General features: G+C 70.7%; 9 protein-coding genes and 1 pseudogene. 5 read left to right on the forward strand and 5 right to left on the reverse strand.

The window, feature by feature from the left end; translation table 11 throughout:
• A pseudogene (locus ACCP09_RS37225) lies at positions 1 to 427 on the forward strand (lipoyl synthase); the annotation flags it as partial.
• A gap of 99 nt (positions 428 to 526) precedes the next feature.
• Entirely contained in the window at positions 527 to 1183 is a 657-nt protein-coding gene (locus tag ACCP09_RS37230) for a DedA family protein (protein ID WP_027934764.1), read from the forward strand.
• Between the two features lie 64 nt (positions 1184 to 1247).
• On the opposite strand, the gene ACCP09_RS37235 is transcribed toward ACCP09_RS37230, so the two are convergent.
• Positions 1248 to 1955, reverse strand: a complete 708-nt coding sequence (locus ACCP09_RS37235) for a copper homeostasis protein CutC (RefSeq protein ID WP_433753629.1) — start codon at positions 1953 to 1955, stop codon at positions 1248 to 1250.
• A gap of 19 nt (positions 1956 to 1974) precedes the next feature.
• Positions 1975 to 3900 (reverse strand): acyl-CoA dehydrogenase family protein, encoded by a 1926-nt coding sequence (locus ACCP09_RS37240; protein ID WP_027934762.1) that lies wholly within the window; start codon positions 3898 to 3900, stop codon positions 1975 to 1977.
• A gap of 153 nt (positions 3901 to 4053) precedes the next feature.
• Between ACCP09_RS37240 and ACCP09_RS37245 the strand changes: the two genes are divergently transcribed.
• Positions 4054 to 4923, forward strand: a complete 870-nt coding sequence (locus ACCP09_RS37245) for a patatin-like phospholipase family protein (protein WP_027934761.1) — start codon at positions 4054 to 4056, stop codon at positions 4921 to 4923.
• Between the two features lie 74 nt (positions 4924 to 4997).
• Here the strand turns inward: ACCP09_RS37245 and ACCP09_RS37250 are convergent, their stop codons facing one another.
• Positions 4998 to 5264, reverse strand: coding sequence for a hypothetical protein (locus ACCP09_RS37250; protein WP_433753631.1), 267 nt, complete (start codon positions 5262 to 5264; stop codon positions 4998 to 5000).
• 4 nt (positions 5265 to 5268) lie between these two features.
• Between ACCP09_RS37250 and ACCP09_RS37255 the strand changes: the two genes are divergently transcribed.
• Both ACCP09_RS37255 and ACCP09_RS37260 read left to right on the forward strand, forming a co-directional pair.
• On the forward strand, positions 5269 to 6243 hold the full coding sequence (locus ACCP09_RS37255) for a L,D-transpeptidase (protein ID WP_433753633.1): 975 nt from the start codon (positions 5269 to 5271) through the stop codon (positions 6241 to 6243).
• Between the two features lie 37 nt (positions 6244 to 6280).
• Positions 6281 to 7036, forward strand: a complete 756-nt coding sequence (locus ACCP09_RS37260; RefSeq protein WP_433753635.1) for an SIR2 family NAD-dependent protein deacylase — start codon at positions 6281 to 6283, stop codon at positions 7034 to 7036.
• Here the strand turns inward: ACCP09_RS37260 and ACCP09_RS37265 are convergent.
• Both ACCP09_RS37265 and ACCP09_RS37270 read right to left on the reverse strand, forming a co-directional pair.
• A complete protein-coding gene (locus ACCP09_RS37265) occupies positions 7026 to 8204 on the reverse strand; it encodes a low temperature requirement protein A (protein ID WP_027934758.1) in 1179 nt (392 codons plus the stop codon). The two genes, ACCP09_RS37260 and ACCP09_RS37265, sit on opposite strands and share 11 nt — an antisense overlap.
• Before the next feature lie 303 nt (positions 8205 to 8507).
• Positions 8508 to 9908 carry an MFS transporter gene (locus ACCP09_RS37270; protein WP_231960965.1) on the reverse strand — a complete coding sequence of 467 codons (1401 nt, stop codon included), beginning with the start codon at positions 9906 to 9908 and terminating at the stop codon, positions 8508 to 8510.
• Positions 9909 to 10376 lie beyond the last annotated feature (468 nt).

A 10376-nucleotide genomic window follows, 5' to 3' on the forward strand; every position in this document is an offset into this window, starting at 1 on the left:
CCCCGGCTTCCGCTACGCCCGCTCGCTGGAGGTCCTCACCCGCGCCCGCAAGGCCGGGCTGGTCACCAAGTCGAACCTGATCCTGGGCATGGGGGAAACCCCCGAGGAGGTCGAGCCCGCGATGCGCGACCTGGTCGAGGCCGGCTGCGAGATCCTGACCATCACCCAGTACCTGCGCCCGTCGGTGCGGCACCACCCGGTGGACCGCTGGGTCAAGCCGGAGGAGTTCGTCGAGCACGCCAAGGTCGCCGAGGCCCTCGGGTTCGCCGGGGTGATGGCCGGGCCGCTGGTCCGCTCCTCCTACCGCGCCGGCCGCCTCTACGCCCAGACCAAGCGCCACCGCGGCGAGGAACTGCCCGCCAACCTGGCGCACCTGGCCGAAGCCGGACCCGCCGCCCAGGAAGCCAGCAGCCTCCTCACCCGCTGAAAGTCGGGGGAATTCCCTGACGAAAGTGCGCCGCGAGCCCGATACCGTGCACGGTAGTTTGAAGGGGTCAGCAGGGGCAAAAAGGACAGGGGATCACACGTGGCGCTGGTAACCGACATCCTGGAATGGCTGCAGGCACTGCCGCAGCCGGCGTTGGTCGGCGCGACCGGCGCACTCGTGTTCGCCGAGTGCACCATCGGGCTCGGCTTCATCGCCCCCGGCGAGTCGGGACTGCTGGTCGCCGCGACCACCGCCAACACCGCGCCGCGGTTCCTGATCCTGTGGGCGGTGGTGGCGGTGTGCGCCATCCTCGGCGACTCGCTCGGCTACGCGATCGGGCGGAAGTTCGGGCCACGGCTGCGCGAGACCAAGCTGATCCAGAAGTACGGCACGGACGCCTGGGACAAGGCGACCGACGTGCTGCACCGCAGGGGCGCTTGGGCAGTGTTCTTCGCCCGGTTCCTGCCGGTGATCCGGACGCTGACGCCGGCCGCGGCGGGGACGTCGGGACTGGAGTTCCGGAAGTTCCTGCCCGCGGCGGCCGCGGGCGCGATCAGCTGGTCGCTGCTGCACATCAGCCTGGGCGCCGCGATGGGCGAGGCGGCCAAGCGCATCGAGGGCGTGCTGAACACCGGCGGCCTGATCGTGGTCGGCGTGCTGGTCGCCGTCGGGCTCTTCTTCCTGCTGCGGTGGAAGAAGAAGAAGGCGATGGGCAAGCTCGACGAGCGCACCGCGGAGCCCAGCAAGGCCGAGTGACCCCCCGCGCGGGAACATCCACGAGCGCAGAACTCACCACAGCGAGTTCTGCGCTCGTGTGCGTTCAGCGGGCGGCGGCGATCAGCTCTTCCGCCGCCTGGACGTCGAGGGTCTGGTGCACGCCGAAGTCCACGGCCGTCGCCGGCACTTGTTCGGCCGGGCGCCGGGGCGCGGCGTGCACGTGCCGCACGCCGGTGGTCTCCAGCACCTGGCGCACGTTGTGCGGCCGGATCCCGCCGCACGCCATCACCGTCACCCGGTCGCCTGCCAGCTCCGTCATCCGCGCCAGCAGCGGCGCCCCCTCGACGGCGGTCGCCGCCTGGCCGGAGCTGAGCACGCGCCGCACGCCCAGCTCGGCCAGCACCTCCAGCGCCGCCAGCGGATCCGCGCACACGTCGATCGCCCGGTGGAACGTCACCTCGCGGCCACCGGCGGCGGCCACCAGCTCACCCACCACGACCCGGTCGACCTCGCCGGCCGCGGTCAGCGCCCCGACCACGACGCCCGCCGCTCCGGCCGCGACCGCGTGCCGGACGTCGGCGAGCATCGCGTCCACCTCGGCAGGCGCGTAGCGGAACCCGCCGTCCCGCGGCCGGATCAGCACGTGCACCCTGGCGCGCGTGCAGCGCGCCAGGGTGGCCGCGAGCAGTCCCGGCCCGGGGGTCAGCCCGCCCAGCGCGCCCGCGGCGCACAGCTCGACGCGGTCCGCGCCGAGCCGGTCCGCCGCGATCGCACCGTCCACAGTGTCCGTGCTCAGCTCGACGAAGGCCACCGCCGAGTAGTACCACGGCTCAGCCCGCCGTGTACCGCCGCGCGACGTCCTCCGCGGTGGACGCGCCCGCCCGCCAGTCCGCGATCCACGGCCCGGTGCCCTCGCTCGGGTCCAGGACACCCTCCTCCAGCCAGGTGAAGGCACCGTCCATGACCCGGTCGGTGAGGCGGCGGTCCACGTCGTCGGTGTTGCGCCACAGGCCCTCGAACAACGTCTCGATCCGCACCCGCGCCTGGCGGCAGAACACGTCGGCCAGCTCGTAGGCGGCCTCGCCCTCCCGGACATCGTCCTCGCGCTGCATCTCCGCCCGCACGCAGGCCGCGGACATCGCGAACAGCTCGGCGCCGATGTCGACGATCCGGCCGAGGAACCCCTGCCGCTTCTCCAGCCCGGCCTGCCAGCGCGCCATGCCGTAGAACGTCGAGCGCGCCAGCTTGCGGGCGGTGCGCTCGACGTAACGCAGGTGGGGCGCGAGCTGCCCGAACTCGGCGAACGACGTGGGCACCTGACCGCGGCCGGTGACCAGCTGCGGCAGCCACTTCGCGTAGAAGCCGCTGGCCTTGGCCGCCGCTTTCGCCTTCGCGGGCAGGTCGGCCTCCAGGTCGGCGAGCGCCCCGGCCGCCGCCAGGTGCGCGTCCACCGCCTCGCGTGCGATGAGCAGGTGCATGATCTCGGTCGAGCCCTCGAAGATGCGGTTGATCCGCAGGTCGCGCACCAGCTGTTCGACGCCGACCGCCCGTTCCCCGCGCGCCGCGAGCGACTGGGCGGTCTCGTAGCCGCGGCCGCCGCGGATCTGCATCAGCTCGTCGGCGATCTTGCAGGACATCTCGCTGGCGTACAGCTTGGCCAGTGCCGCCTCGATGCGGATGTCGTTGCGGCCCTCGTCGCTCATGTGGCCGGACAGCTCCTGCACGCTCTCCAGCGCGTACGTGGTCGCGGCGATGAAGGAGATCTTGTTCGCCACGGCCGCGTGCCCGGCGATCGGCTTGCCCCACTGCACACGGGCCGCCGCCCACTCGCGGGCGATCTTGAGACACCACTTGCCCGCGCCGGCGCACATCGACGGGATCGACAGCCGCCCGGTGTTCAGCGTCGCCAGCGCGATCTTGAGCCCCTTGCCCTCGCCACCGACGACCGCGTCCGCGGGCACCCGCACCTGGTGGAAGCGGGTGACGCCGTTCTCGATGCCGCGCAGGCCCATGAACGCGTTGCGCCGCTCCACCGTGATGCCTGGCGAGTCCATCTCGACGATGAACGCGGTGATCCCGCCGCGGTGCCCCTCGCTGCGCGGCACCCGCGCCATCACGACGACCAGTTCGGCGACCACCCCGTTGGTGGTCCACAACTTGACGCCGTCGAGGAGGTACCCGCCGTCCTCGGTCGGGGTCGCGGTGGTCGCCAGGCGCGCCGGGTCGGATCCCACGTCGGGCTCGGTGAGCAGGAAGGCGGTGACCGCGCCCTTCGCGCAGCGCGGCAGGAACTTCGCCTTCTGCTCGGGCGTGCCTGCCAGCTTGAGCGGTTCCGGCACGCCGATCGACTGGTGCGCGGACAGCAGCACGCCCAGCGTCGGGTGCACCGAGCCGAGCAACGCCAGGGCGCGGTTGTAGGCGACCTGGGACAGCCCGAGGCCGCCGTACTCCTCCGGGATCTTGATGCCGAAGCAGCCCAGCTCGGCCAGGCCCTTGACGTACTCGTCCGGGATGCGCGCCTCCCGCTCGATGACGGTGCCGTCGAGGGTCTCGGCGTACTCGCGCAGGCGGGTGAGGAACTGCTCGGCCTTCTTCGCGGCCGCGGGTTCGGCACGGGGGTGGGGGTGGACGAGGTCGAGCCGGAACCGCCCGAGATAGAGCTCCTTCGCGAACGACGGCTTGCGCCAGCCGCTCTCCCGGGCCTCCTCGGCGACCGCGCGGGCTTCCTTCTCCGTCACCTTCGGCTGATCAACCACCGAACACCTCCTCGGTGCGCCGTCAAGACATTGTGACCAGTGTTACTCACCGGTAGCGCGAACGGAAGCCCCTAGACCGGGGTGGTGAATGCCACCGCGCGTCCGATGGCGGCGCGCGGGGACGCGGAGCACCATGCGAGTGGAGGTGGTCCGATGCCCGAGGTCGACCTGCCCCGCCCGGTCGGGTTCGTGCTCGGCGGGGGCGGCAGCCTGGGTGCGATGCAGGTCGGCATGCTGCGCGCCCTCACCGAGGCCGGGATCCGGCCCGACCTGGTCGTCGGCACGTCGGTGGGGTCCCTCAACGGCGCCGTGCTCGCGCTGGACCCGGACGACGCCGGCGAACGGCTGCGCAAGACGTGGACCCACATGACCCGCCACGAGGCGTTCCCGGGCGGGGTCCTCAGCCAGGTCCGCACCCTGCGGCACAGCAAGACCCACCTCTTCCCGAACATCGGGCTGGCCACGATCGTCGACGACCACCTCGGGCCGGGCACCACGTTCGAGGACCTCGCGCTGCCACTGGGCGTCGTCGCGACCGACGTGGACACCGCGGAGGCGCGCCTGTTCACCTCCGGCGACCTGCGGCCGCCCCTGCTGGCGAGCGCGGCGATCCCGGGCATCTACCCGCCGGTCGAGCACGACGGGCGGCTGCTCTACGACGGCGGCCTGGTGGCGAACGTGCCGATGCGGCAGGCGCTGGTGCTCGGCGCGCGGTCGCTCGTCGTGCTGGACTGCGCCTTCCCCGGCCAGATCCCGTCCCCGCCGCAGACGTTCGCCGAGGTGCTGATGTACACGGCGATGGTGAGCATGCGGAACCAGGCCGTGCTGGAGGCGCCGATCGCGGCGGCGGAGGTGCCGGTGGTCTACCTGCCGGGGCCGCGTCCGGTGCGGCTGAGCCCGCTGGACTTCAGCCGCACCGAGGAGCTGACCGACCTGGCGTTCGAGGCCGCGCGGATCTACCTGGACGGCCTCGTGATCGACGGGCCCGGCCTGTACGGCGGCCCCGGGGTCAAGATCGCGTGACGCGGGCCACTCCGGGACAACAAACCGGGTGAGGGCACGTCTATCCGGGCGCGGTAGTTTTGCTTTCTCACCCACTATTTCCCAAAAAGAGACCACATGACAGTCAAGAAGACTTTACTTTTCACCCGCAGCGCGCCGATCGCGGCTGGACTGCTCGCGGTGGCGCTCTTTTTGTCGGCATGCAGTTCCGGCAATTCGGGCAATACGAACAACGGCGGCACGGCTGCGCCCGGCACGTCGAGCCAGGCGGCCGCGGTCTCCGTTTCCATCGAACCCGCGAACGGGAAGAACATCAGCCCGGTCACGCCGATCGTGGTGAAGGCGGCGAACGGCACGCTCACGGACGTGACCGTCCAGAACTCCGCGAAGCACACCACCGTGAAGGGCGAGTTCTCGGCGGACAAGACCACCTGGACCTCGTCGGAACCGCTCGGGTACGGCAGCACCTACACGATCGACGCGCACGGCGCGGACCGCAGCGGCAAGACCGTCGAGCAGCAGGGCCAGGTGACCACGGTGTCGCCGTCGAAGCAGGCGAACCCGAACATGATCCCCGCGCCGGCTTCGGTGGCCCAGACCGGCGTCGGCGTCGGGCAGCCGGTCGTCTTCCAGTTCAGCTACCCGGTGAAGAACAAGGCGGACGTGGAAAAGCAGCTGTCGGTGGTGTCGAATCCGCCGCAGGAGGGCAGCTGGTACTGGATCGACGACAAGAACGTGCATTACCGGCCGAAGGAGTACTGGCAGCCGGGCACGACGCTGACCGTTTCCGCGAAGATCTACGGTGTCGATTTCGGCAACGGCGTCTACGGCGCGGAGGACCGCACGGAGACTTACCACGTGCACGATTCCTGGATCGCGAAAGCCGACGGCAACACCGAGCAGATGCAGATCTTCCACAACGGCCAGGTGGTGAAGACCATGCCGATTTCGATGGGCAAGGACGCCACCCCGACGCACCTCGGCGCGCACGTCATTTCGTTCAAGGCCGAGAGCTACACGATGGACTCCTGCACCTACGGCGTCTGCCAGGGCGATCCGAAGTGGTACCGGTCCGAGGAGAAGTGGACCGAGCGCATCTCCAACGACGGCGAGTTCGTCCACGAGAACCCGAACAGCGTGGGCGCGCAGGGGAACTCGAACGTGTCGCACGGCTGCATCAACCTCAACGCCGAGAACGCCGAGTGGTTCTTCCACAACCTGGGGCTGGGTGACGTGGTCGAGGTGACCAACTCCGGCGGGCAGCAGCTGCCGGTGTGGGACCTCTACGGCGACTGGGCGCTGTCGTGGGAGCAGTGGCAGCAGGGCAGCGCGCTGAAGTGATGTGGTGATCGCGGTTCCGGGGCGGCACGATGGGGGCATGACTGCCCCGGAACTCGATCGCGCGCGACGGCTCGTGGACGGCGCTTCGCGGATCGTCGCGCTCACCGGCGCCGGTGTCTCCACCGATTCGGGCATCCCGGACTTCCGGGGCCCACAGGGGGTGTGGACGAAGAACCCGGACGCCGAGAAGCTGTCCCACATCGACGACTACGTCGCCAGCCGCGAGGTGCGCGAGCAGTCATGGCAGGCCAGGCTCGACCACCCCGGCTGGTGGGCCCGGCCGAACGCGGCGCACCTGGCCCTGGTCGACCTGGAACGGCAGGGCAGGCTGTCGGCGATCCTCACGCAGAACATCGACGGGCTGCACCAGAAGGCCGGGAACTCGCCGGACCGGGTGGTCGAACTGCACGGCACGATGGCCGACACGATCTGCCTGGCCTGCGACGACCGCCGCGACATGCACGAGACACTGGACCGCGTGCGGGCCGGGGAGTCCGACCCGGAGTGCGAGATCTGCGGCGGGATCCTGAAGTCCGCGACGGTCTCCTTCGGGCAGATGCTCGACCCGGAGGTGGTGGACCGCGCCCGCGAGGCCGCCGAGACGTGCGACCTGATGCTGGCGCTGGGCACCTCGCTGACGGTGCACCCGGCCGCGGGCCTGGTGGACATCGCGGCGGCGGCCGGGGCGCCGGTGATCATCGCGAACGCCTCCGAAACGCCCTACGACGAGGTGGCGACCGTCGTGTTGCGCGAGCCGCTGGGCGAGGTGCTGCCGAAGCTGGTCAGTCGCTGACCGGTTCGCCGTGGCTGGCGATCACCATGGTGGCCACCAGCGCCGCGACGACCAGCGCGGTCAGGTACACCGGCACCGGCGTGAACGACACCGCCAGCGCCAGCACCGCGGCCAGCGGGAAGCCGATCGCGATCGGGCGGCACTCGTTGCGCGGTCCGACGTGCAGCAGCCACACGCTGACCAGGAACACCGCCACGGGCACGGTCGTGGCGAACGCGGCGACCAGCTCGGGCGCATGCCCGGTGTGGGTTTCGTGGTCCAGCGCGACCTCGATGCCGACGCCGACCGCGGCCGCCGACGTGAAGATCAGGTAGTGGCCGTAGCCCCAGGCGTAGCCGTACTTGAACTGGGCGAGCCGCTGGTGGCCGGGCTGATCGAAGTACAGCCACCACATGCCGAACACCAGGACCAGCCCGGCCAGCGCGAGGAACACCAGGTTCAGCACGTCGTGACCGGTGTCGATGGCCTCGCGAACCGCGTTCGTCGCGCCGAAGATCGTTTCGCCGAGCACGATCAGCGTGAACAGGCCGTACCGTTCGGCGATGTGGTGGCGGTGCCACTTGGTCGGCGTGCGGCGCTCGGCCCAGACCGGCACGAGCATCTCGGCCGCGGCGAGCACCAGGAAGCTGGGCAGGAACCACGATTCGGGCACCGCGAGCCGCGCGATCCAGCCTGCCTGCACGATCGTGATGCCCAGCGCGTACCGCAGCGCCGTCGGCCGGCATTCGGGCGCGCTGCGGGCGGCCCGCAGCCACTGCGCGACCATCGCCAGCCGCATCAGCACGTACCCGATCACGATGACCGTGAAGTCGTCGGAGAACGCCCTGCTCACGCCGGCGGCGACCACCAGCGCGCCGGCGATCTGCACGAACGTCAGCAACCGGTAGGGGCCGTCGTCGGTGTCGAACGCGGAGGCGAACCAGGTGAAGTTGACCCAGCCCCACCAGATCGCGAAGAACACGAGCAGGAAGCTCAGCACACCGTGGCCGACGTGGTTCTCCGACAACGCGTGGTGCAGTTCCGCCGCGGCCTGGCCGACGGCGACGACGAAACACAGGTCGAACAACAATTCCAGCGGCGTCGCCGCGCGGTGCTCCTCGTCGCGGTTCCGCGCGGTCATCGGCCGGTACCAGACGCGGTACCGCCGGTTGGCGGGTGCCACGGACATGCCTCGCCCCTCCCGGTCGGCTGCTGTCCGCCTCATCCCAGCACACACGACGGGTGGGCCCGGCTCCCCCTCGTCCGGGCCCACCCACGTGGGTGCCTTCCTGCCGCCGTACGATCCCCCGCGGACGCCGACGGTACCGGGGCGGGCGTGACCCTGAGTGTCCGATCTCGAGAGCCCGGAGCGCGGTCCCCATCCCCGGAACCCGCTCCACATAGCCACTGTCCGTAGCTGATCCCCGCACCGTGAAGGCAAGTCAAGGTTTACCCGGTCGCTCTCCGTAGATCTAGCACCTTCGGGGAAGTCTCACTCATATGGAGCAGCAGTTGTGGCGCTGAGTAGTTGATCGTTAGAGGCGCGTGCTCGCCGGGCGCGGAGTTCGGCGATCCCGAGCCCCAGCGCGAAGAGGACAAAACCGGCAGCACACAGCAGCGAGACGGCGAGCGCGGCCGGGAAGTCGTTGCCGGACGCCGGGAGGACCGCCCGGAACACCGACGCGAGCACCGCGGTGCCGATCGCCGTGCCGATCCGCTGCCCGGTCTGCAACGCTCCCCCGGCGACGCCGGCCATCCGGGTCGGCACACACTCCAGCGTCAGCGTCGTGTTGGGCGAAATCACCATGCCACCGCCGATCCCGGCCACCAGCAGGGGCAACGCGACCACCAGACCGAGGTCCTGCCCCGGCGCGAGCCACGCCAGCAACGCGACGACACCCAGCCCCAACGCCACCAGCGAGAGGCCGGTGACCGTGAGGCGCCGCCCCCACCGCGCGACGAGCCGCCCCGCCACCGCCGCGGAAACCGCCGCCCCCACCGCGAACGGCGTCACCGCCAGCCCGGACTCCAGCGGCGTGTAACCGAGGCCCTGCTGGAAGAACATCGCGAACACCAGCCAGATCCCGGCGAACCCGCAGAAGTACACCGCGCCGATCAGCGCACCCGGGGTGTAGCCCGGGGTTTCGGTGAACAACCGGACGTCCATCAACGGCGTGCGCTCGTGCCGCACCACGCGCCGCTCCCAGCGGACGAACGCGAACCCGAACACGGCCGCGACCGGGAACAACCACCACAACCGCCGCACACCGTCCTCTTCGGACTCCACCAGTGGCAGCAGCACCCCCAGCACGGCGAGCCCGAGCAGCAGCACACCGACGAAGTCGATCTCGGACCGCAGCCGCGCGGGACGGCCCTCGGCACGCGGCAGCAACCGCAGCGCCAGGACGAACGCGAACGCCCCGATCGGCACGTTCACGTAGAACACCCAGCGCCAGCCCTGCTCCTCACCGAACACGGCGAGGATGAGACCGCCCAGCACCGGCCCGACCGCCGTGGAGATGCCGACCACCGACCCGAACGCGCCGAACGCCTTGCCCCGCTCCGCGCCGCGGAACAGGTCCTGGATCAGCCCCGTGTTCTGCGGCGTGAGCAACCCGGCCGCGCACCCCTGCAGCAACCGCGCGACGACCAGCACCTCACCCGTCGGCGCGGCACCCGCGAACGCGCTCATCGCCACGAACGCCGCCAGCGCGATGAGGAACATCCGGCGCCTGCCCAGCGCGTCGCCCAGACGCCCACCCGAGACGAGGACCAGGCCGAAGGTGAGCGCGTAGCCCGAGACGACCCACTGCGCGGTGCCGGCGTCGCCACCGATCCCCTTCTGGATGGACGGCAGCGCCACGTTCACGATGCTGACGTCCAGCAGGCCCATGAAACCCGCGGTGAGGGTCACGGCCAGGGCTTTCCAGCGGCGTGGGTCCTGTTGCTGGGTGAGGGTCACTCATCCATGGTGACCTTTGGGTCCGGGTTGCGCGCGGTCTGGCGGCGCTACGCGGCTTTCTACTGCGGCGGGCTTCGCTTCGCTACGCCCGGATCTTGGTGCCCTCCCGAACCCGATCTTTCAGTGTTCGGTTGCCGAGACACCGCGTCAAGGCGGGAAAGCGTGCCTTGACCCGGTGGCTCGGCAACCGATTTGGCTGGGGATCGGGTTGCAGGAGGGGGCTGGCTCGTGGGGGGTCGTCGGCTTTCGTTGCCGGGTTGCGGCTGTGGTCAGAAGGCCCCCGGTCCGCCGGGTGTCTTCGTCGTTGCGGGGGTCAGCGGGGGCTGCGGGTCCAGGTCACGGCTTCGCTGAACGGGCCGAGCAGCGGCGGGGCCGGGGGCATCCCCGAGGTGGCCCGTT

The sequence above is a fragment of the Amycolatopsis sp. 3B14 genome (genome assembly GCF_050958625.1).
Classification (GTDB): Bacteria; Actinomycetota; Actinomycetes; order Mycobacteriales; family Pseudonocardiaceae; genus Amycolatopsis_E; species Amycolatopsis_E thermoflava.

What these genes read in the sequence shown, in the direction of transcription:
- ACCP09_RS37265 (WP_027934758.1), bottom strand. Translation starts at nt 8,204, where the DNA reads ATGTCCGTGGCACCCGCCAACCGGCGGTACCGCGTCTGGTACCGGCCG.
- ACCP09_RS37270 (WP_231960965.1), bottom strand. Translation starts at nt 9,908, where the DNA reads ATGGGCCTGCTGGACGTCAGCATCGTGAACGTGGCGCTGCCGTCCATC.
- ACCP09_RS37260 (WP_433753635.1), top strand. Translation starts at nt 6,281, where the DNA reads ATGACTGCCCCGGAACTCGATCGCGCGCGACGGCTCGTGGACGGCGCT.
- ACCP09_RS37245 (WP_027934761.1), top strand. Translation starts at nt 4,054, where the DNA reads ATGCCCGAGGTCGACCTGCCCCGCCCGGTCGGGTTCGTGCTCGGCGGG.